Raw genomic sequence first — 21,450 nt, forward strand, 5'->3', positions numbered from 1 at the left:
ACCTGTCAGGAAAACTCACAGATACCATGAGCCACGACCTTCCTCCGCTGAACGCCCTGCGCGCGTTCGAAGCGACCGCCCGTCTGAACAGTGTCAGTCAGGCTGCCGAGCAATTGCACGTCACCCATGGCGCGGTCAGTCGGCAGCTCAAAGTGCTGGAGGAGCACCTCGGCGTCAGCCTTTTCGTCAAGGATGGTCGCGGCTTGAAACTCACAGATGCCGGCATGCGTTTGCGTGATGCCAGTGGTGAGGCTTTTGATCGGCTGCGCAGTGTTTGCGCCGAGTTAACCCAGAGCACCGCCGATGCGCCGTTTGTACTCGGCTGTTCTGGGAGTTTGCTGGCGCGATGGTTTATTCCGCGCTTGGGGCGATTGAATGCTGATCTGCCGGATTTGCGCCTGCATCTGTCGGCGGGTGAAGGCGATCTCGATCCACGTCGTCCGGGGCTGGATGCTTTGCTGCTGTTCGCCGAACCGCCGTGGCCAGCAGATATGCAGGTTTACGAATTGGCCGCAGAACGCATCGGCCCGGTCATGAGCCCCCTGTTCAGCGGCTATCAGCGCCTGCAAGCCGCGCCAGCCTCGGCCCTGCTCAATGAACCGCTGCTGCACACCACCTCGCGCCCACAAGCGTGGCCAAGCTGGGCACAGCAAAGCGACCTCGACGCAAAAGCGCTGAAGCTCGGGCAAGGTTTTGAGCATTTGTATTATTTGCTGGAGGCAGCCGTCGCTGGTCTCGGCGTGGCCATCGCGCCGGAGCCGCTGGTGACGGAAGATTTGAAGGCCGGTCGCCTGGTTGCGCCGTGGGGCTTCAGTGAAACCCCGGCGCAACTGGCGTTGTGGCTACCCAAGCGCGCCGCAGACGGACGCGCTCGGCAACTGGCGCAATGGCTCAAGAACGAGCTGCACCAGAGCGATCACTCGCCGCGCTTGAACAGCAAGTAAGCGGCCAGCAGACCGATTGCACCGACCGCGACACCGGCGGTCGTCCACGGATGTTCCTGCGCGTAATCGCGGGTGGCGATCCCGGTTTCGCGGGTTTTCACTTTGACTTCTTCATAGGCATCGCTGAGCAGGTGACGCGAATGTTTCAGCGCGCTTTCGGCATTGCTTTTCAGCGCCTTGAGGGTCTTGCGCGACTCGTCCGAAGCGTCGTCCTTCAGGCTTTCCAACGACTTGAGCAGACTCTCGATCTCGGCTTCCATGCTTTGCAACGAGGCTTTACGTAAAGAGGTGTTGGCCATGGTGGCTCTCCTGCATTGGTGATGAGTGGCGTGTGTTGGTTGGGACTTCAGCGGTTTGAGAAAGTGCAGAAAATCTGAACTTCGCCTGCTCAGCGCCGCCGAAATCAACAGTGCAGATTCACTGCTAGTCTCAATCCCACACGCCAAGGAGTTCGTTATGAGTGACCATCACACGTACAAGAAAGTCGAGCTGGTCGGTTCCTCGACCACTAGCATCGAAGAAGCCATCAACAACGCAATTGCCGAAGCCAACAAGACCATTCGCAACCTGGAATGGTTTGAAGTCACCGAAACCCGTGGTCATATCGAAAACGGTAAGGCCGCGCACTTTCAGGTGACGTTGAAAGTCGGCTTCAAGATTGCCAGCAGCTGAGTTTGGTCTAGTCTTCTGAACTTGCGCGCTGGCCGAGTGCCATAGGAATGGCAAAGCGCTATAGGGTGAGCGCATCGGGTGGATGACCCGATGCCCGCCTCTTTCAATCCGACCAGGGAGTGCGACCGATGAAGAAGTTTATGTTGGCGGTAGGTTTGTTGAGCCTTGCGGGTGGTGCGTTTGCTGCCGGTAAGCCATGTGAAGAGCTGAAAAGCGAGATCGCGGCGAAGATTGATGCCAAGGGTGCTTCCGGGTATTCGCTGGAGATTGTCGACAAGGGCGCAGATGCTGGCGCTAAAGTTGTTGGCACCTGCGAAGGTGGTACCAAGGAAATCGTCTACAAGCGCGGTTGATTGCGCCTGAAATACAAAAGCCGACGTGAATGCGTCGGCTTTTTTGTGTCCGGGTTTGGGATTTTTGGTGGGTTTGAAATCGAACCCCCTCACCCCAGCCCTCTCCCCCAAGGGGTAGAGGGGAAAGGGAGCAGATCTTCATGGTTTTCAGAACCTGAGTTCGACCGAAGAATTTCACGTCGGCGTATCTCGAACATCCACCTCGGTCAGTCCCCTCTCCCTCCGGGCGGTCCAGACGTTTCGGGAGGGTTAGGGTGAGGGGCTTTTCAGCCCTTCATGACTTGCGCCAGCAGTTCGTACGAATGCACGCGATCAGCATGCTCATACAAATCGCTGGTAAAAATCAGCTCATCCGCCTGCGTCTGCTCAATCAGCACTTCCAGCTTCGCGCGAATTTTCTGCGGGCCACCCACCATCGCCAGCCCAAGGAAATCACCTACCGCCTCACGCTCATGCGGCAGCCACAGGCCGTCCATGGTTTTCACCGGCGGACGCTGCACCAGGCTCTGCCCGCGCATCAGCGCCAGAATGCGCTGGTACACCGACGTCGCCAGATAATCCGCCTGCTCATCGGTGTCTGCGGCCACCAACGGCACACCGAGCATCACGTACGGCTTGTCGAGCACTGCCGACGGTTTGAAGTGATTGCGATAAACGCGGATCGCCTCGTGCATGAAGCGCGGGGCGAAGTGCGAGGCGAAGGCGTATGGCAAACCGCGTTCACCGGCCAGTTGCGCGCTGAACAGGCTGGAACCGAGCAACCAGATTGGCACATTGGTGCCCGTGCCCGGCATCGCGATCACCCGTTGATCCGGGGTGCGCGGGCCGAGGAAGCGCGCCAGTTCGGCGACATCTTCGGGGAAATCATCAGCGCTGCCTGAACGCTCGCGGCGCAGCGCCCGCGCGGTCATCTGATCGGAACCAGGCGCACGGCCCAGGCCCAGATCAATCCGCCCCGGATACAGGCTTTCCAGGGTGCCGAACTGCTCGGCGATCACCAGCGGCGCATGGTTGGGCAGCATCACGCCGCCGGAGCCGACGCGAATGGTCGACGTACCGCCGGCCAGATAGCCGAGCAGCACCGAGGTCGCCGAGCTGGCGATGCCGTCCATGTTGTGGTGTTCCGCCACCCAAAACCTTGTGTAGCCGAATTTCTCGACGTGCTGCGCCAGATCCAGCGAATTGCGCAGCGCTTGCGCCGGGCTGCCGTTTTCGCGTACCGGCACCAGATCGAGAGTAGAAAATTTTACGTCGGACAGTTGTTTCATAAACCTGCGTCTCCGAGTGAGGCGGCAGGTTTTTCTTAGCGAACGAAATCCTGCCGAATCCATAAGCGTGTTTCATGCAATGAGGGCATATACCCGAGTTTCAATAGCAGCGAAGATATTTCCTACTAAAAAAGTCAACGATTCAGACGGGCTGAACTTTGTTCCGACGTCTATCCTCAGAAGCCTTGCAAGCAAAAACCACGACGACGCGGCGTTTCCGCGTCAGATCTTGAGGAGGCAGACATGGCTATCGTGAAGAAAGCATCCGCACATTGGGCAGGCGATCTGAAAACCGGCATCGGCTCGATCTCCACCGAAACCGGTGTCCTCAGAGAAGCACCCTACGGCTTCAAGGCCCGCTTCGAGGGCGGCAAGGGCACCAACCCGGAAGAACTGATCGGCGCTGCGCATGCCGGCTGTTTCTCCATGGCGTTCTCGATGATTCTCGGCGATGCGGGCCTGACGGCTGACAGCATCGACACTCAAGCGGAAGTGACCCTTGATCAGGTGGACGGCGGGTTTGCGATCACCGCGGTAAAGCTGATTCTCAAGGCGAAAATCCCGGGGGCGACGCAGGCACAGTTTGATGAACTGAGCAAAAAGGCCAAGGAAGGGTGCCCGGTGTCGAAAGTGCTGAATGCGCAGATCAGCCTAGAAGCAACGCTGGTCAGTTAATTCGGAATTAGCAGGTCTGACGCTTTCGCGAGCAGGCTCACTCCTACAGGGGATTTCGGTCGATCACAGAAATTGTGTCCGCCGGTGATCAAATGTAGGAGTGAGCCTGCTCGCGATAGCGATCTCAACATCACCGCGAATCAGAAACCGTGCGTACATCTTGTGCGCAAAGTCAGAACTCGCTTCACGAAAATATGGTCGAATACGTGACAGCAGCTTCAGCGCACGCCCGTGCGCGCTGCCTCAGGGAGCTTCACTCATGAAACGTATTGGCTTGGCGATCCTTTGCAGTGCACTGGCCACCTCGGTAGTTGCGGCACCGAAAGACTGCGAAGAACTGAGAAAAGAAATCGAGATCAAGATCCAGGCCAAAGCCGTGCCTTCGTACACGCTGGAAATTGTCAGCAAGGAAGAGGCGGCCAAGCACGATATCGCCATGGTGGTGGGTTCGTGTGAGAACGGCACCAAAGCGATCATCTATCAGAAGAACGACTCCTGATAACGCTTAAGGCACGCAGTTGATCTGCCGTTCTTCGGCAACGATCTGCCCCTGACGATTGATCAACCGGGCGCTTGGCGTGAAGGCCAGCGACCGTGCTTCGAGCCGGTAGCGTTGCCCGGCTTCGAAGTGGTCATAGGGCACGGTCATGTAGCACAGGCGCTCCTGCGGATCGGTATCCATGCCCTGACCGCCGCCGAAAATCTCGAAATCGAAGCGCACCGTCAATTCATGGCTGCCCGGCGTGACCTGGAAAAAACGCCCGTCGCGTAGACGCTGATTATCCAGGCGTTCAGCCATCAACACTTTGCCGCCGGGTGTCGGCATCGAAAAGTCGACCCAGGCCATTTGCGGATCGACCGCGGGCAGCGGGCTCTGACAGCCGGCAAGCACACTTCCTACCAGCAACAACGTCAACCTGCGCATGATCAATGTCCTTTGATGTGGACAGCCAGCATACCGCCGATCAAGTCTTCTGGCAGCCCGCCGGTGTGCCCTGCCCGACGACTTTGCGCTGCTCATCATAAAGTTTGGCCCATGGCCGGAAACCAATACTGCCCGCCTGCAACTGATAGCGCTGGCCGGCGTTGAAATCCTTGAATTTCACATTCAACTGGCAATCGCGCCACAGCGGTTCGGCGTCGGGGCCGATGTTGCTGGCGTCTACCGGGAACTGATAGCGCACCTTCAATTCATGGCTGCCGGGCTCGACTTCAAAATAGCGTTTATCAATCGCGGCCTGGCTGTCGACCTTCAGCGCTTGCAGAGTCGTGTCCTGTTGCCGGGCATCGAGATCGATCCAGGCTTGTGAAGGGTCGGGGTCGGGCATTCCGAAATTGGCACAACCGGCCAGCGTCAGCAGGCCTCCCGTCAGCATCAACATGCGCATAGCGGTGCTCCTTAAGGCGGGATAGTCTTGCGAGCAGACTTTCCGGGGGGATTTCTTATTGTGATCAGGCCGTTTGCAAGCCATGGGTTACTTGATCGCGTTTTTCGGATTTTGTTTCCGGGTGTGATGTTTTTGTTGCTCAACGGTTGCGCCAGCGTCAGCTATTACAGCCAGTTGGCCAGCGGGCAGCTGCAACTGCTGCGGGCGCGCGAGCCAGTGGCCGAGGTGATTGCCGACCCGGGCCGCGATGCGAAGTTGCGCGCACACCTGAGCCAATCGCAAAAGGCTCGTGCCTTCGCCAGCGAACATCTGCACTTGCCCGACAACCAAAGCTATCGCCTGTACGCCGACATTGGCCGGCCGTTCGTGGTGTGGAATGTGTTCGCCACTCAGGAGTTTTCCCTGACGCCGCAGAACCATTGCTTCCCGATTGCCGGGTGTGTGGCTTATCGCGGCTATTACAGCCAGGGCGCGGTGCGAGGCGAAGCGGCGATCCAGCGCTTGCAGGGCATGGACGTATCGATTGGCGGCGTCGAGGCCTACTCGACGCTGGGTTGGTTCAACGATCCGATCATCAACACGATGATGGGCTGGGGCGACGAACGCCTGGCCACGCTGATCTTTCATGAACTGGCGCATCAGCGCTTTTATGTGAAGGACGACACCGAGTTCAACGAGTCTTTCGCCACGTTCGTCGAACAGGAAGGCACGCGGCAATGGCGCGCGTTTCGCGGGTTGCCGGCGGATACCGACTCGCGGTTGCAGCAGCGGGATCAATTCATTGAGCTGGTGCTGGATGTGCGCTCACGGCTGGAGAAGCTGTATGCACAGCCATTGCCGGCTGAGCAAATGCGCGAACGTAAAGCGGCTGAGTTCGAACAGTTTCGTCGGGATTATCGCGTGATGCGCGATAGCCAGTGGGCTGGGGATAAACGCTATGACGCCTGGGTGAACGCGCCGCTGAACAATGCGCGGTTGTTGCCGTTTGGACTGTACGACCAGTGGGTGCCGGCGTTTTCGGCGTTGTTCAAACAGGTCGGGGGGGATTGGCTGAGGTTTTATGCCGAGGCTGAGCGGTTGGGTGGGTTGCCGGTGACTGAGCGTAAGGCGGCGCTCAAGGCATTGGCGGAATCCTGATTTTGCATTGGCTGGGCCGGCCCTTTCGCGAGCAAGCCCGCTCCCACAGGGGGAATGCATTCCAAATGTGGGAGCGGGCTTGCTCGCGAAGACGGACTGATCAGCGCCGCAAAAACGCCTGATGTAACTCATCCAGCGTTTCAAAGTGATAAGCCGGCGCCTCGGCATTCAGCTCTTCAAAACTGCCAAATCCATAACCGACCGCCGCCGCATCCAGCCCATTGCTGCGTGCGCCAATCAGGTCGTGCTTACGGTCGCCGATCATCAGCGTATTCGCCGGATCCAGCCCTTCTTCCTTCACCAGATGCGCAATCAACTCAACCTTATTGGTGCGGGTGCCGTCCAGTTCGCTGCCGTAGATCACTTTGAAGTGCCGGGCGAAATCAAAGTGCCGGGCGATCTCGCGGGCGAACATCCACGGCTTGGACGTCGCGATATACAGCTGCCGGCCTTGGCCACCGAGGGTTTCCAGCAACGGCGTAACGCCATCAAACACGCGGTTTTCATACAGACCGGTGACCTTGAAGCGCTCGCGATAGAAATTCACCGCCTCCCACGCTTTGGCTTCATCAAAATCGTAGAACTGCATGAACGCCTGCAACAGCGGCGGGCCGATGAAGTGTTCGAGCTTGGTCAGGTCCGGCTCATCGATGCCAAGTTTGGCCAAGGCAAACTGAATGGAACGGGTGATGCCTTCACGCGGGTCGGTGAGGGTGCCATCGAGGTCGAACAGTACGGTTTGGTAATGCATGGGAATTCCTGGGCAGTCGCCAATTCAGTTCAGAGTGTGTCGTAGCCTTCGGCCAGATGCAGATCCTTGAGCTTCACGTAATTGGCGGCGCTGTAAGTGAAGAAGGCGCGTTCCTTGTCGCTCAGCGGGCGAATTTGTTTTACCGGGCTACCGACATAAAGGAAGCCGCTTTCCAGACGTTTGCCCGGCGGCACCAGACTGCCTGCGCCGATGATCACGTCGTCTTCAACCACCGCGCCGTCCATGACGATGCTGCCCATGCCGATCAACACGCGGCTACCGACGCTGCAGCCATGCAGCATGACTTTATGGGCGATGGTCACGTCGTCGCCGATCAGCAGCGGAAAGCCGTCGGGGTTGAACGGGCCGGCGTGGGTGATGTGCAACACGCAGCCGTCCTGCACGCTGGTGCGCGCACCGATGCGGATGCGGTGCATGTCGCCACGGATCACGGTCAGCGGCCAGACCGAGCTGTCTTCGCCAATTTCCACATCGCCGATCACCACCGCCGAGCGGTCGACAAACGCGCCTTTGCTCAGGCTGGGGGTGTGATTCTGGTACTTGCGAACGGACACGATAATTTCTCTCTCTGTCGCCGATAGCTGCGGTGAATGCCGATTGTAATTAAGATGGGGCAATGTTTCCCCAGCCAAGGTGCCAACCGTGAGCGTGAACAACCCTCTGCTGCAGTCCTACGACCTGCCACCGTTCTCCACGATCCGTGCCGAACACGTCCTGCCAGCCATTGAAACTATCCTGGCCGACAACCGCGCCGCCATCGCCGAAATCCTCAAGACTCAGGTTCAGAACCCGACCTGGGCCGGCCTGGTACTGGCGATGGACGAACTCAATGATCGCCTCGGCGCTGCCTGGAGTCCGGTCAGCCACCTTAACGCCGTGTGCAACAGCGCCGAATTGCGCGAAGCCTACGAGTCGTGCCTGCCGGCCTTGAGCGCCTACTCCACCGAGATGGGCCAGAACCGCGAACTGTTCCAGGCGTTTGAAGCGCTGGCCAACAGCCCGGAAGCCGCCGGTTTCGACGTGGCGCAGAAGACTATTCTGGAACACGCTCTGCGTGACTTCCGTCTGTCGGGTATCGACCTGCCGGAAGCCGAACAGAAACGCTACGCCGAAGTGCAGAGCAAACTGTCCGAGCTCGGCAGCCGCTTCTCCAATCAACTGCTCGACGCCACTCAGGCGTGAGCCAAGCACGTCAGCGACGAAGCCGCCCTTGCCGGCCTGACCGATTCGGCCAAGGCGCAAATGGCCGCCGCCGCGCAGGCCAAAGGCCTCGACGGCTGGCTGATCACCCTGGAATTCCCAAGCTACTACGCGGTGATGACCTACGCGCAAGACCGTGCGCTGCGTGAAGAAGTCTACGCCGCCTACTGCACCCGCGCCTCGGATCAAGGCCCGAACGCCGGCCAGAACGATAATGGCCCGGTGATGGAAGAGATCCTCGACCTGCGTCAGGAACTGGCCAGGCTGCTGGGTTTCGCCAGCTTCTCCGAACTGAGCCTGGCGACGAAAATGGCTGAATCCAGCGATCAGGTACTGAGCTTCCTGCGCGATCTGGCCAAGCGCAGCAAACCGTTCGCCGCACAAGATCTGCAACAGCTGCGCGCTTACGCCGCCGAACAGGGCTGCGCCGATCTGCAAAGCTGGGACAGCGGTTTCTATGGCGAAAAACTTCGCGAACAACGCTACAGCGTTGCTCAGGAAACCCTGCGCGCCTACTTCCCGATCGATAAAGTTCTGGGCGGTCTGTTCGCCATTGTTCAGCGCCTGTACGGCATCGAAATCGCCGAACAGAAAGGCTTCGACACCTGGCACCCGGACGTGCGCCTGTTCGAGATCAAGGAAAACGGCCAGCACGTCGGCCGCTTCTTCTTCGACCTCTATGCTCGCGCCAACAAGCGTGGCGGTGCGTGGATGGACGGCGCCCGCGACCGTCGTCGCACCATCGACGGCGTGCTGCAAAGCCCGGTGGCCAATCTGGTGTGCAACTTCACCCCGGCCGACAGCGGCAAGCCTGCGCTGCTGACCCACGATGAAGTGACCACGCTGTTCCACGAATTCGGCCATGGCCTGCATCACCTGCTGACCCGCGTTGATCACGCCGGTGTTTCCGGGATCAACGGTGTGGCGTGGGACGCGGTCGAGCTGCCAAGTCAGTTCATGGAAAACTGGTGCTGGGAGCCGGAAGGCCTCGCGCTGATTTCCGGTCACTACGAAAGCGGCGAGCCGCTGCCGCAGGATCTGCTGGAAAAAATGCTCGCGGCGAAGAACTTCCAGTCCGGCCTGATGATGGTGCGTCAGCTGGAGTTCTCGCTGTTCGACTTCGAACTGCACGCCACTCACGGTGACGGCCGCAGCGTTGCACAGGTACTCGAAGGTATCCGCGACGAGGTGTCGGTGATGCGTCCGCCAGCCTACAACCGCTTCCCGAACAGCTTCGCGCACATCTTCGCCGGCGGTTATGCGGCGGGTTACTACAGCTACAAGTGGGCTGAAGTATTGTCGGCCGATGCCTTCTCGAAATTCGAAGAAGACGGCGTGCTCAACGCAGAAACCGGTCGCGCCTTCCGCGAAGCGATTCTGGCGCGCGGCGGTTCGCAGGCACCGATGGTGCTGTTCGTCGACTTCCGTGGCCGTGAGCCGTCGATTGACGCACTGTTGCGCCACAGCGGCCTGAGTGAGGACGCGGCAGCATGAGTGAGGGGCCTGTGATTACCAAAAAACGCTTTATCGCCGGGGCGGTCTGCCCGGCGTGCAGCGAGCCGGACAAGTTGATGATGTGGAACGAAGACAGCGTGCCGCACCGCGAATGTGTGGCTTGCGGTTACTCCGACACGCTCAACGAGCAAGGGTTGTCGGTGCCAAAAGAGTTGGGCACGCGGGTCAACACCAGTGCTATCAGCAAACCTGCGCCGGACAAGAATGTGCAAGCGGTACAGTTTTTCCCCAACCCGAAGCTGAAGAAAAAGCCTGACGAGCAACACTGACGTGTCACCCACCTTTCACCGTTTTGGCGGTGAAAGGTGGTAACTATGTACCGCCCTTCCCCCGCGCTTCCTGATTAGGCTGGCTCTTTCAGCCATCCCTCAAGGAAGACGCCATGCCTGACTCCAATCCGCTGTTACAACGCTGGACGCTGCCGCCGTGGTCAACCGTGCGCGCTGAACATCTGGTGCCTGCGATCACAACGATTGTGGCCAACAACCAACTGATCATTGAACAAGTAATCGCCACCCAGACCGAACAGCCGAACTGGGACGATCTGATCCTCGCCGTCGATGAAGCTGATGCCACATTGGCTGAAGCCATGGCGGTGATCGAATACCTTTCGATGGGCAAGTCCGCCGATAGCGCGTGGGAAAAAGCCAGCGCGCAGTGCAGCCAGATCGCCGGGCAATACCGGACTGACACGTTGGCGAGCGTGCCGTTGTTCCGTACGTTTCAACGCTTGGAAGACAGTGCGGTCGCCGTCCATTTCGATGCTTCACGCAAAGCGTCACTGGCCAAAATCCTGCGCACGTTTCGCTTGTCCGGAGTTGAGTTACCGGCGGCGCAACAGGAGAAACTCGCCCGTTTGAATCGCGTCATCGGTCAACTCGAACAGCTTTTCGCCAGCCAGATCGACCTCGCCAACGCTGCATGAACCAGCACATCACCGACCCCGCGCGGCTTGACGGTCTGAGCGCGCACAGTCAGGCGCAATTGGCGCTCAAGGCCAGACAGGCCGGGCTCGACGGCTGGCTACTCACGCTGGATCAAAACACCTGCCACCAAATCATGACGTACGCGCGCGATCGCACTTTGCGCGAGGAATATTTCATTGCCTGGACGACCCGCGCATCGGATCAAGGCCCGCAGGCGAGCCAGTTTGATAATGAGCCAGTGTTGAGTTTGCTGCTGACATCGCGGCACGAAAAAGCCGAAATTCTCGGCTTCGATAACTACGCGCAACTGCGCCTCAACGATCGAATGGTCACCTCCCCCGCGCAGGTCAGCGCCTTCCTGCAGCGACAAGTCGCACAAGCCAAACCGCTGATGGAGCAAGAGTCGAAAGCGCTACAGGCGTTCGCCGATCAGCAGGGCTTCGGAACCATTCAGGCCTGGGATCAGGAATTCCTCGCCGAACAGTTACGCGTGCAGCAACTGGACGGCGCGCTGCAAGGCTTGCGGCAGTATTTCCCGCTGGACGCAACCGTGCAGCGGTTATGCCGGTTCAGCGAACATTTGTTCGGCATCACGATTCACGAGCAGCGCACGTTTGATCGCTGGCATGAGTATGTCCGCCTGTATGAAATCAGCGAGCATGGCCAAGTCATCGGGCATATCTACCTCGACCCTTACGCGGGCAAACACGTTGCGGACTATGCCTGGACGGGCACGGTGCGCAATCGGCGAATCGATGCCGAAGGTCGGGCGTCGACGCCGATCGCCGTGCTGTCCAGTAACTTCACCGCCCCCACGCCCGCACACCCGTGCCTGCTGTCGCATCAGGATTTGCGGGTGCTGTTCCATGAATTCGGGCATTGCCTGCAACACGTGCTGACGCGCTCGCCGCATCACAATCTGTCGGGCATTTCCCAGTTCCCACGGGACACCGCCGAATTCGCCGGGCAATTGTTTGAGCAATGGTGTTCGTCGCAAGAATTTATCTTGTGGCTGGCGGCGCATCATCAAACCGCAGAGCGCCTGTCTGAAGCGCGTGTGAACACCGCGCTCACGGCTTTGAGCGCGCAATCCAGTCGAGCGACCGGGATGTTAATGATGGGCGCTTTGTTCGATTTCGAGTTGCACCACCGCCACGGCGACGGCCGCAGCATTGCGCAGGTGTTCGATGGGGTGCAGCGCCAGTTCGCCGAGCTGCAAATGCCGGACTACTGCCGGTTTGCCAACAGCTTCGACTATTTGGTCACCGGTTATGAAGCTTCGGTGTACGCCTATAAATGGTCAGGCGTGCTGGCGACCGAGGCGTTCAAACGCTTCGAGCACGACGGCGTGTTCAACCCGAAAACCGGCCGGGCGTTTCGCGAGGCATTTTTTTCCGGCGACTCGCCGACGTTGCTGAGTGCTCTGGAAAAATTTCTCGGGCGCCCCGTCAGCGCGGAGTTGTTTGAAACCGCGCCCGATCCAACCACTGTTACTTCAAATTGACCGACTGAAACCAGCTCTTCATCGAGCACGTGGCGAACGCGCTGGTGCTGCAATCACCATTGGCCAGCGCGGTGCGCAGTTTGTCGGCATCGGCCTGCATCACGTAGCGCACGCTGTCACGGAAGTGTCCGCTTTCACCAAATCCGCCTTGGGTCATTTCGCTCAAGGCGTCTTCTTTGCTCCAGCCTTGCACGACCACGCGATACATCGCCGCCATCAAACCGGTGCGGTCGGAGCCGTGCTTGCAATGCATCAATACCGGGCCGTTGGCTTCGGCGGCTTGAATGGCGCGCAGGGTTCTCAGCACGTCAGCGTCATCGACGTGGTTGGTGCGGTAAGGCAGTTGCACCTGATTAATCCCCGGCTCCGACAGCCAGTTTTTGTCGGATTCGGGCAAGAAAGTGATGACAGTGGCGACTTTGAGATTTTTCAGCAACGGCACCGCGCCACTATCGGGCAAGGCGCTGCGGTAGAGCGTCGGTGACATCTGAAACAGGTTGTATTGCACTTCAACCGGTTGCGCCCATTCAGTCGGGCGAACCGGGGTGGCGGCGTCAGCCGGAGTCGGCATCCACTGCAACAGCGCTACAAGCGATAAACACAAAACAGGAAACAAACGCACTAGGGACATGCTGAGGTGACCGTGTCGGAATTCTTCAAGAATAGGAGCCGTAGCTTCGTCGTTGGGCGGTCAAAGCCCCGTGAGGCGTTTGTCAAAGAAACGTGAATCCGCGTTGTTTCATCGATTTCATCCAAGAAATCCGGGCTTTTTTTCACTGAATCGGTTCATCCCGATGCTTAGCCTGCTACCATTTGTCACATGATGTTGCAGACGCTTTTCCTTCACCGGGTCTTCTCCCGGCCATGTCGCGACGAAAAATCCTCAAGCCGTTCGCAGAAACGGTTGACCACCATTGATGCCTGATGAGGTACACCTCCCATGTCTGATCAAGATCGAGACAACCCGCGGCGTGAGTTTTTGCGCAAATCCCTGACCCTGATTCCGGTCGTGACCCTCGCCGGCACCAGCCTGGGCAGCAGCGTCCTGCAAGCCGCGCCTGAAGCGGCGCCCGCTGCACCGGCCGCGCCAGCCGCTCGCGCTGACGCCGAGGTGTATCAACCGAGCTATTTCACCGCCGAAGAATGGGCATTCATCAATGCCGCCGTCGCGCAGTTGATCCCCAACGATGCCCAAGGCCCGGGCGCGCTTGAAGCCGGTGTGCCGGAATACATCGACCGTCAAATGAACACGCCGTACGCCGCCGGTGCCCTTTGGTACATGCAAGGCCCGTTCAATGCCGACGCTGCGCCGGAAATGGGCTGGCAGAGCAAACTGGTGCCGAAAGAAATCTATCGCCTCGGCATCGCCGCCACGGATCAGTGGGCAAAATCCCTCAACGGTAAAGTATTTGCTGAGCAAGACAGCGCTACCCGAGAAGATTTGCTCAAGCAGCTCGAAGCCGGCAAGCCGCAGTTCGATGCGGTTCCGGCGAAGATTTTCTTCAACCTGCTGCTGCAAAACACCAAGGAAGGCTTCTTCTGCGACCCGATCCACGGTGGCAATAAAGGCATGGTTGGCTGGACGATGATCGGTTTCCCCGGCGCCCGCGCCGATTTCATGGATTGGGTGGAACGCAACGAGCAATACCCCTTCCCGGCAGTGTCGATTCGCGGCGAGAGGGCGTAAGCATGGCAACGGTATTGAAGAAAGTAGACGCAGTCATCATCGGTTTCGGCTGGACTGGCGCGATCATGGCCAAGGAGCTGACCGAAGCGGGTCTCAATGTGCTGGCGCTGGAGCGCGGGCCGATGCAGGACACCTACCCCGACGGCAACTATCCACAGGTGATTGACGAACTCACCTACAGCGTGCGCAAAAAACTCTTTCAGGACATCTCCAAAGAAACCGTCACCATTCGCCACAGCGTCAACGAGATCGCCCTGCCGAACCGCCAGTTGGGCGCGTTCCTGCCGGGCAACGGTGTTGGCGGCGCCGGCCTGCACTGGTCGGGCGTGCACTTCCGGGTTGACCCGATCGAGTTGCGCATGCGCAGCCATTACGAAGAGCGCTACGGCAAAAGCTTTATCCCCAAGGACATGACCATCCAGGACTTCGGCGTCAGCTATGAAGAGCTGGAGCCGTTCTTCGATTACGCCGAAAAAGTTTTCGGCACCTCGGGCCAGGCCTGGACGGTAAAAGGCCAACTGGTCGGTCAGGGCAAGGGCGGCAACCCGTACGCGCCGGATCGCTCCAACCCGTTCCCGTTGGAAGCGCAGAAGAATACGGTTTCCGCACAGCTGTTCGGCAAAGCGGCTACAGAAGTCGGTTACAAACCCTACAACCTGCCGTCCGCGAATACCTCGGGGCCGTACACCAACCCTTACGGCGCACAAATGGGCCCGTGCAACTTCTGCGGTTTTTGCAGCGGTTATGTTTGCTACATGTATTCCAAGGCGTCGCCGAACGTGAACATTCTGCCGGCGCTGAAGCCGCTGCCGAATTTCGAGCTGCGCGCCAACGCCCACGTGCTGCGGATCAACCTCGACAGCACCAAGAGCAAAGCCACCGGCGTCACCTACATCGATGCACAGGGTCGCGAAATGGAGCAACCGGCGGATCTGGTGATCCTCGGCGCGTTCCAGTTGCACAACGTACGTCTGCTGCTGCTCTCCGGCATCGGCAAACCGTACGACCCGAAGACCGGCGAAGGCGTGGTCGGGCGTAACTTCGCCTACCAGAACATGGCGACCATCAAGGCATTCTTTGACAAGGACACCCACACCAACAACTTCATCGGCGCCGGCGGTAACGGCGTGGCGCTGGACGACTTCAACGCCGACAACTTCGACCACGGCCCGCACGGCTTCGTCGGCGGCTCGCCGATGTGGGTCAACCAGGCGGGCAGCCGGCCGATTGCCGGTACCTCGAACCCGCCGGGCACACCCGCGTGGGGCAGTGCGTGGAAACGCGCGACCGCCGATTACTACACCCACCAAGTGTCGATGGACGCCCACGGCGCGCATCAGTCCTACCGTGGCAACTACCTCGATCTCGACCCGGTGTACCGCGATGCCTACGGTTTACCGCTGCTGCGCATGACTTTCGACTGGCAGGAAAACGACATCAAGATGAACCGCTTCATGGTCGAGAAAATGGGCAAGGTCGCCGAAGCGATGGGCCCGAAAGCCATCGCGGTGATCGGCAAACAGGTCGGTGATCACTTCAACACCGCTTCTTACCAGACCACCCACCTCAACGGTGGCGCGATCATGGGCACCGATCCGAAGAAGAGCGCGCTGAACCGCTACTTGCAGAGCTGGGACGTACATAACGTCTTCGTTCCGGGCGCCTCGGCGTTCCCGCAAGGCCTGGGCTACAACCCGACCGGACTGGTGGCTGCACTGACCTACTGGTCGGCGAAAGCGATCCGCGAGCAGTACCTGAAAAACCCCGGCCCGCTGGTTCAGGCTTAAGGAGCGATGACCATGAAGAATTTCGTTATCGCGACCCTGGCCCTGCTCGGCAGCGCCTCGATCCATGCGACTGAGGTTGATCAGGCATTGATCAAACAAGGCGAATACCTCGCCCGCGCCGGTGACTGCGTGGCTTGCCACACGGCCAAGGGCGGCAAGCCGTTCGCCGGTGGTCTGCCGATGGAAACGCCGATCGGCACGATTTACTCGACCAACATCACCCCGGATAAAACCGGCGTCGGTGAATACAGCTTCGCAGACTTCGATCAGGCCGTGCGCCATGGCGTCGCCAAAAACGGTAGTACGTTGTACCCGGCGATGCCGTATCCGTCCTACGCGCGTGTCAGCGAAACCGACATGCAGGCGCTGTACGCGTACTTTATGCACGGCGTAGAACCGGTCGCGCAAGAGAACAAGGCCAGCGACATTCCGTGGCCGTTGAGCATGCGCTGGCCGCTGATGGGCTGGCGCTGGATGTTTGCGCCGAAGGTCGAGGACTACAAAGCAACGAGTACCGACCCGGTGATCGACCGTGGCGCGTATCTGGTTGAAGGCCTCGGCCATTGCGGTGCCTGTCACACGCCACGGGCGCTGACCATGCAGGAAAAATCCTTGAGCGCAGCCGATGGCAGCAACTTCCTCGCCGGCAGTGCGCCGCTGGAAGGCTGGATCGCCAAGAGTCTGCGCGGCGATCACAAGGACGGCCTCGGCGGCTGGAGCGAAGAGCAACTGGTGCAATTCCTCAAGACCGGTCGCAGCGATCGCAGCGCCGTGTTCGGCGGCATGAGTGATGTGGTCACCCACAGCATGCAATACATGACCGACGCCGACCTGACCGCCATCGCCCGCTACCTCAAGTCGCTGCCGGCCAATGACCCAAACGATCAACCGCATCAGTACGACGAGAAAGCCGCCAAAGCGCTGTGGAACGGTGACGACAGCCAGCGCGGTGCTTCGGTGTACATCGACAACTGCGCGGCCTGCCACCGCACTGACGGCCACGGTTACACGCGTGTGTTCCCGGCACTGGCGGGCAATCCGGTGCTGCAATCGGAAGACCCGACCTCGCTGATTCACATCGTGCTCAAGGGCGGCACCCTGCCCGCGACGCACACCGCGCCTTCTACTTTCACCATGCCGGGTTTCGCCTGGCGTTTGTCGGATCAGGAAGTGGCGGACGTGGTAAGTTTTATTCGTGGAAGTTGGGGGAACAAGGGCACAGCGGTAAAGACTGATGACGTGGCGAAGTTGCGCAAAGGCGACCTGAGCAAAGCAACTATTGATTCTCGCTAGGTAATTGCACCGCGCAACTAAAACAAAAAGCCTTGCTTGAACATTCAAGCAAGGCTTTTTGTTTATTGGCTCATCAAACTGTAACGTCTATTACGGATTGATAATTTTCACATAAGCTTGAGCCAGTGCCACGAGCTTGGCTTTATCGCCTTCGCCCACCACACCGTCACGATCCACATCGTGGCTGAGACCCTCGAGGGTGAAGGTTTTACCGCGATCTGCGGAAGTCGCAGTCACCATGATCGAGTCTACAAGGCATTCGAGAACGGTAGAGTTCTGCGCGTCCCATTGCTCTTCCTTGCGGGCAAGCTGCATCGAAACCACAGTGTTTGGCTCAGAAATACTTGGCAGCATCAGTTGCAGAAAAATACCACGCGAATTGAAATACGACATATCAAAAATCCATTTTTAATTATTGGTTAAGTACACATCCAGCGAGGAGAGATACTACAAATCAACCCCTTGAATGAACAGCAGTTGCTTGTGTCCTTAGTTTGCACGAAAAAACTAATCTAATAACCGGAACGTTCATTTTTTTACCTGCTTGCGCAGGGGCGCGGAAACAGCAGCCAAACGGTAGTGGCCAAAAACCGCCTATTGCGATTACTGTATAAACATACAGACAAAGGATCCGACTGATGTCCATCGCCCTGCCCCCACGCGGTCGCGGCACTGCCAGCAACCCGCACAACCGCTTTGCACCGAATCGCTCGGTGGCTGAGGATGACGGCTGGTATCAGGAAGTGCCCGAAACACAGAACACCGAGGTGATGATCGAAACCGCGAAAACCATCATCACCCGTAACACATCGCCCGACCTGCCCTTCGATCGCTCGATCAATCCCTACCGAGGCTGCGAGCACGGCTGCATCTATTGCTACGCACGGCCCAGTCACGCCTATTGGGATATGTCGCCGGGACTGGATTTCGAAACTCGGCTGATCGCCAAGACCAACGCCGCGCAAGTGCTGGAAGAACAGCTGAGCAAACGCGGTTATCAATGTGCGCCGATCAATCTGGGCTCCAACACCGATCCGTATCAGCCGATCGAACGCGAACACAAAATCACCCGGCAGATCCTCGAAGTGCTGCTGCGCTACCGGCATCCGGTGACCATCGTCACCAAGGGCTCGCTGATTCTTCGCGATCTCGATCTGCTGACTGAATTGGCCCGGCAACGGCTGGTGGCGGTGATGATCAGCCTGACCACGCTGGACGATGAACTCAAACGCATCCTCGAACCGCGTGCCGCTGCGCCGAAAGCACGCTTGCGCGCGATTCGGGTGATGCGCGAAGCGGGGATTCCGGTCGGCGTGCTGTGTTCGCCGATGATTCCGATGATCAACGACAGCGAAATCGAAAACCTGCTCAACGAGGCTCACGCTGCCGGTGCACAAAGTGCTGCTTACATGATGTTGCGCCTGCCACTGGAAGTGGCGCCGCTGTTCGAAGAATGGCTGGCCGCGCACTATCCGCAACGCGCTACGCATGTGCTGAGCCTGATCCGCCAGAGCCGGGGCGGCGAGCTCTACGACAGCCGTTTCGGCGCCCGCATGCGTGGCGAAGGGCCGTTTGCCGACCTGCTCGCACAACGCTTTGCCAAAGCCATCAAACGGCTTGGTCTTGATCATCGCGAAGGCTATAACCTTGATTGCACCGCCTTCTGTCCGCCGGGTCGCCAGATGTCGTTGATTTAGCGACAATTGACGCTGGGTTGAAGGGTTGGAATCCTTTCGCAGAAATACCTCAGTCACGTTTTTTGTGACCTGGAACATACGTTCTAGAGCGTTTGATTCAGTTTGAGTTAAGTTTCGGCGGCTACCTTGTTCATCGAGTGACTGACCGGTCGGGATGACCGGGAAAGTTTAAACAGCCACTGGCTTCATACCGGAATACCGGGGAAGATTCCCTGAATCCGCCTAAGAGGATGAATCATGAGTGATAAGGATAAACAGCCGCTGGCTGCGTCGGCGCCGTCCCCAGAAGCGGAATCCGCCGATGCAGCGCTGCGCCAGATCGTAGATGGCTTTTTGCATTTTCATCATGAGATTTTTCCGCAGCAGGAAGAACTCTTCAAGAAACTCGCCACGGCCCAAGCGCCGAAAGCGATGTTCATCACCTGCGCCGACTCGCGCATCGTCCCCGAGCTGATCACGCACAGCTCGCCCGGCGATCTGTTCGTGACCCGTAACGTCGGCAACGTTGTTCCGCCTTACGGCCAGATGAACGGCGGCGTTTCCACCGCGATCGAATACGCGGTACTGGCGCTCGGGGTGCAGCACATCATCATCTGCGGCCACTCCGATTGCGGCGCCATGCGTGCGGTGCTCAACCCGGACAGCCTGGAAAAAATGCCGACGGTCAAAGCTTGGCTGCGCCACGCTGAAGTCGCGAAAACCATGGTGCATGAAAACTGTAACTGCGCCGACGAAAAAGAAAGCATGCCGATCCTCACCGAGGAAAACGTCATCGCCCAACTGCAGCACTTGCGTACCCATCCTTCGGTAGCCTCGCGCATGGCGAACGGTCATCTGTTCATCCATGGCTGGGTTTACGACATCGAAACCAGCGAAATCAAAGCTTACGACGCGGATCAGGGACGTTTCCTGCCGCTCGACGGCAGCCATCCGATTCCGGTGGCGACGCCCAAAGCGCGCTTCTAAATCTTCCTAAACATCTGTGTGGTTTGACGCCGGTCGCTGATTCAGCGACCCGGCCTTGCCATGCCTGAAGAAAACGTCGGGAGAATCGCCATGCGTGCGGCTCAATTGAAAGCGGTGTTGCCACGGGAGCTGCTCGCTTCCGTGGTTGTGTTTCTGGTCGCTCTGCCGCTGTGCATGGGCATTGCGATTGCGTCAGGGTTGCCGCCGGCAAAGGGTTTGATCACCGGGATCATCGGTGGTTTGGTGGTCGGTTGGCTGGCGGGGTCGCCGTTGCAGGTCAGTGGGCCGGCGGCGGGTCTGGCGGTGTTGGTCTTTGAACTGGTGCGCCAGCACGGCATCGAGATGCTCGGGCCGATTCTGCTGCTCGCCGGTTTTCTGCAACTGGTGGCCGGGCGCTTGAAGCTCGGTTGCTGGTTTCGGGTAACGGCGCCAGCGGTGGTCTACGGGATGCTGGCGGGGATTGGCGTGTTGATCGTGCTGTCGCAGGTGCACGTGATGCTCGATGCGTCACCGAAACCTTCCGGGCTGGATAACCTCGCCGCATTCCCGGCGGCGGTGGCTCAGGCCGTGCCGTCGTTCGGTTGGCAGGCCGGGTTGCTCGGGCTGTCGACGATTGCAGTGATGTGGTTGTGGGAAAAATTCCGCCCACATTCGCTACGGTTTATTCCCGGCGCGCTGCTCGGCGTGGGGCTGGCGACGGGTGCCAGCCTGATGCTGGCCTTGCAGGTGAAACGCGTTGAGGTGCCGGCGAATCTCGCGGAAGCCATCGACTGGTTGAAGCCGACAGATCTGCTCAGTCTGGCTGATCCGACGCTGTTGATCGCGGCGTTCGCTGTAGCGTTTATTGCCAGCGCCGAAACCCTGTTGTCCGCTGCTGCGGTGGATCGCATGCACAGTGGCGTGCGATCTGATTTCGACCGTGAACTGTCGGCGCAAGGGGTCGGCAACATGCTTTGCGGTCTGGTTGGCGCACTACCGATGACCGGGGTGATCGTGCGCAGCTCGGCCAACGTTCAGGCCGGTGCGACCACGCGCTACTCGACGATTTTCCATGGCCTGTGGCTGCTGGCGTTCGTGCTGTTGCTGTCGAGCGTGCTGCAAAGCATTCCGGTGGCGAGTCTGGCCGGTGTGCTGGTGTATACCGGTTTCAAACTGGTCGACCTGAAAGCCTTTCGCGGTCTGAGCCGTTATGGGCGGATGCCGATGTTTACCTATGCCGCGACGGCGCTTGCGATCATCTTCACCGACCTGCTGACCGGTGTGCTGCTGGGTTTCGGTCTGACGTTGTTGAAGCTGGCGTTCAAGGCCTCGCGGTTGAAGATCAGCCTGATCGATCTGCCGCAGGACGGCGAGATGGAATTGCGTTTGATCGGCGCGGCGACCTTCCTGAAGGTACCGGCGCTGACCCAGGTGCTCAACAGTATTCCGGCGGGCATGACGGTGCACGTGCCGCTCAATAATTTGAGCTACATCGACCATTCGTGTCTGGAGTTGTTGGAGGAATGGGGCCGGGCGAATGCGGCGAAGGGCTCGAAGCTGTTGATTGAGTCGCGCGGGTTGAAGCGCAGGCTTGAGGGGCGGATCCGCACAACAACAGGCATCGGCGCAGCCGGTTAAATTCCCGGCTGAACTCAACCCCTGTAGGAGCTGCCGCAGGCTGCGATCT

23 protein-coding genes and 1 pseudogene are annotated in these 21,450 nt (G+C 59.0%); 16 read left to right on the plus strand and 8 right to left on the minus strand.

All coding sequences use genetic code 11. From position 1 onward, the window contains the following. Positions 1-26: 26 nt before the first annotated feature. Positions 27-944: a LysR family transcriptional regulator gene (locus ACZZ0D_RS23710; RefSeq protein WP_463554428.1), complete on the plus strand. Its 918-nt coding sequence runs from the start codon at positions 27-29 to the stop codon at positions 942-944. On the opposite strand, the gene ACZZ0D_RS23715 is transcribed toward ACZZ0D_RS23710, so the two are convergent. After that, entirely contained in the window at positions 917-1,243 is a 327-nt protein-coding gene (locus tag ACZZ0D_RS23715) for an ElaB/YgaM/YqjD family protein (protein WP_007911686.1), read from the minus strand. The two genes, ACZZ0D_RS23710 and ACZZ0D_RS23715, sit on opposite strands and share 28 nt — an antisense overlap. Before the next feature lie 157 nt (positions 1,244-1,400). Between ACZZ0D_RS23715 and ACZZ0D_RS23720 the strand changes: the two genes are divergently transcribed. Continuing rightward, entirely contained in the window at positions 1,401-1,616 is a 216-nt protein-coding gene (locus ACZZ0D_RS23720; RefSeq protein ID WP_053116406.1) for a dodecin, read from the plus strand. A gap of 128 nt (positions 1,617-1,744) precedes the next feature. Continuing rightward, the gene (locus ACZZ0D_RS23725) at positions 1,745-1,969 is read left to right on the plus strand and encodes a DUF1161 domain-containing protein (protein WP_053116405.1); all 225 of its coding nucleotides are present in this window, start codon (positions 1,745-1,747) and stop codon (positions 1,967-1,969) included. Between the two features lie 266 nt (positions 1,970-2,235). On the opposite strand, the gene ACZZ0D_RS23730 is transcribed toward ACZZ0D_RS23725, so the two are convergent. Continuing rightward, positions 2,236-3,237: an LLM class flavin-dependent oxidoreductase gene (locus ACZZ0D_RS23730; RefSeq protein ID WP_463554429.1), complete on the minus strand. Its 1,002-nt coding sequence runs from the start codon at positions 3,235-3,237 to the stop codon at positions 2,236-2,238. Between the two features lie 243 nt (positions 3,238-3,480). Between ACZZ0D_RS23730 and ACZZ0D_RS23735 the strand changes: the two genes are divergently transcribed. Next, positions 3,481-3,912, plus strand: coding sequence for an OsmC family protein (locus ACZZ0D_RS23735; RefSeq protein ID WP_053116403.1), 432 nt, complete (start codon positions 3,481-3,483; stop codon positions 3,910-3,912). A gap of 259 nt (positions 3,913-4,171) precedes the next feature. Then, a complete protein-coding gene (locus tag ACZZ0D_RS23740; RefSeq protein WP_008081158.1) occupies positions 4,172-4,411 on the plus strand; it encodes a DUF1161 domain-containing protein in 240 nt (79 codons plus the stop codon). Positions 4,412-4,417: 6 nt separating this feature from the next. On the opposite strand, the gene ACZZ0D_RS23745 is transcribed toward ACZZ0D_RS23740, so the two are convergent. Both ACZZ0D_RS23745 and ACZZ0D_RS23750 read right to left on the minus strand, forming a co-directional pair. Further along, positions 4,418-4,837, minus strand: a complete 420-nt coding sequence (locus tag ACZZ0D_RS23745; RefSeq protein ID WP_008081161.1) for a PA0061/PA0062 family lipoprotein — start codon at positions 4,835-4,837, stop codon at positions 4,418-4,420. 40 nt (positions 4,838-4,877) lie between these two features. Continuing rightward, the gene (locus tag ACZZ0D_RS23750; protein WP_053116402.1) at positions 4,878-5,300 is read right to left on the minus strand and encodes a PA0061/PA0062 family lipoprotein; all 423 of its coding nucleotides are present in this window, start codon (positions 5,298-5,300) and stop codon (positions 4,878-4,880) included. Positions 5,301-5,360: 60 nt separating this feature from the next. Here ACZZ0D_RS23750 and ACZZ0D_RS23755 point away from each other — a divergent pair, with 60 nt between their 5' ends. Further along, positions 5,361-6,437: an aminopeptidase gene (locus tag ACZZ0D_RS23755; RefSeq protein WP_463554430.1), complete on the plus strand. Its 1,077-nt coding sequence runs from the start codon at positions 5,361-5,363 to the stop codon at positions 6,435-6,437. Between the two features lie 100 nt (positions 6,438-6,537). Here ACZZ0D_RS23755 and ACZZ0D_RS23760 read toward each other — a convergent pair whose 3' ends face one another. Next, positions 6,538-7,188: an HAD family hydrolase gene (locus tag ACZZ0D_RS23760; protein WP_463554431.1), complete on the minus strand. Its 651-nt coding sequence runs from the start codon at positions 7,186-7,188 to the stop codon at positions 6,538-6,540. 29 nt (positions 7,189-7,217) lie between these two features. Continuing rightward, complete coding sequence (locus ACZZ0D_RS23765; protein WP_400650707.1) at positions 7,218-7,763, minus strand: gamma carbonic anhydrase family protein; 546 nt, start codon at positions 7,761-7,763, stop codon at positions 7,218-7,220. 88 nt (positions 7,764-7,851) lie between these two features. Here ACZZ0D_RS23765 and prlC point away from each other — a divergent pair. The 4 genes and pseudogenes from prlC (at position 7,852) to ACZZ0D_RS23785 (ending at position 12,354) form a co-directional block, all read left to right on the plus strand. Further along, positions 7,852-9,903 (plus strand): annotated as a pseudogene (gene prlC / locus ACZZ0D_RS23770) (oligopeptidase A). Then, the gene (locus ACZZ0D_RS23775; RefSeq protein ID WP_463554432.1) at positions 9,900-10,193 is read left to right on the plus strand and encodes a YheV family putative zinc ribbon protein; all 294 of its coding nucleotides are present in this window, start codon (positions 9,900-9,902) and stop codon (positions 10,191-10,193) included. Before prlC ends, ACZZ0D_RS23775 begins: the two are co-directional and overlap by 4 nt. Positions 10,194-10,306: 113 nt before the next feature. Further along, positions 10,307-10,849, plus strand: a complete 543-nt coding sequence (locus ACZZ0D_RS23780) for a hypothetical protein (RefSeq protein ID WP_463554433.1) — start codon at positions 10,307-10,309, stop codon at positions 10,847-10,849. Continuing rightward, positions 10,846-12,354 (plus strand): M3 family metallopeptidase, encoded by a 1,509-nt coding sequence (locus ACZZ0D_RS23785; protein WP_463554434.1) that lies wholly within the window; start codon positions 10,846-10,848, stop codon positions 12,352-12,354. Before ACZZ0D_RS23780 ends, ACZZ0D_RS23785 begins: the two co-directional genes overlap by 4 nt. Here ACZZ0D_RS23785 and ACZZ0D_RS23790 read toward each other — a convergent pair. Continuing rightward, on the minus strand, positions 12,341-12,985 hold the full coding sequence (locus ACZZ0D_RS23790; protein WP_463554435.1) for a phosphatase domain-containing protein: 645 nt from the start codon (positions 12,983-12,985) through the stop codon (positions 12,341-12,343). The two genes, ACZZ0D_RS23785 and ACZZ0D_RS23790, sit on opposite strands and share 14 nt — an antisense overlap. Before the next feature lie 309 nt (positions 12,986-13,294). Between ACZZ0D_RS23790 and ACZZ0D_RS23795 the strand changes: the two genes are divergently transcribed. Genes ACZZ0D_RS23795 through ACZZ0D_RS23805 form a run of 3 tightly spaced genes read left to right on the plus strand, consistent with a single transcriptional unit; the run spans position 13,295 to position 17,121 of the window. Continuing rightward, positions 13,295-14,041, plus strand: a complete 747-nt coding sequence (locus ACZZ0D_RS23795; RefSeq protein ID WP_053116393.1) for a gluconate 2-dehydrogenase subunit 3 family protein — start codon at positions 13,295-13,297, stop codon at positions 14,039-14,041. Between the two features lie 2 nt (positions 14,042-14,043). Beyond that, positions 14,044-15,828, plus strand: a complete 1,785-nt coding sequence (locus ACZZ0D_RS23800) for a GMC family oxidoreductase (RefSeq protein WP_463554436.1) — start codon at positions 14,044-14,046, stop codon at positions 15,826-15,828. 12 nt (positions 15,829-15,840) lie between these two features. After that, positions 15,841-17,121, plus strand: coding sequence for a c-type cytochrome (locus ACZZ0D_RS23805; RefSeq protein ID WP_463554437.1), 1,281 nt, complete (start codon positions 15,841-15,843; stop codon positions 17,119-17,121). 90 nt (positions 17,122-17,211) lie between these two features. Here ACZZ0D_RS23805 and ACZZ0D_RS23810 read toward each other — a convergent pair whose 3' ends face one another. Then, positions 17,212-17,514 carry a hypothetical protein gene (locus ACZZ0D_RS23810; RefSeq protein WP_463554438.1) on the minus strand — a complete coding sequence of 101 codons (303 nt, stop codon included), beginning with the start codon at positions 17,512-17,514 and terminating at the stop codon, positions 17,212-17,214. Between the two features lie 245 nt (positions 17,515-17,759). On the opposite strand from ACZZ0D_RS23810, the gene ACZZ0D_RS23815 reads away from it, so the two are divergent. The 3 genes from ACZZ0D_RS23815 (at position 17,760) to ACZZ0D_RS23825 (ending at position 21,401) form a co-directional block, all read left to right on the plus strand. Then, positions 17,760-18,818 (plus strand): PA0069 family radical SAM protein, encoded by a 1,059-nt coding sequence (locus ACZZ0D_RS23815; RefSeq protein WP_463554439.1) that lies wholly within the window; start codon positions 17,760-17,762, stop codon positions 18,816-18,818. A gap of 237 nt (positions 18,819-19,055) precedes the next feature. Beyond that, positions 19,056-19,784: a carbonic anhydrase gene (locus ACZZ0D_RS23820; protein ID WP_053116387.1), complete on the plus strand. Its 729-nt coding sequence runs from the start codon at positions 19,056-19,058 to the stop codon at positions 19,782-19,784. A 90-nt stretch (positions 19,785-19,874) separates the two neighbouring features. Then, positions 19,875-21,401, plus strand: a complete 1,527-nt coding sequence (locus ACZZ0D_RS23825) for a SulP family inorganic anion transporter (protein ID WP_463554440.1) — start codon at positions 19,875-19,877, stop codon at positions 21,399-21,401. The last annotated feature ends 49 nt before the right edge of the window (positions 21,402-21,450 follow it).

Source organism: Pseudomonas sp. AC193 (assembly GCF_979258075.1).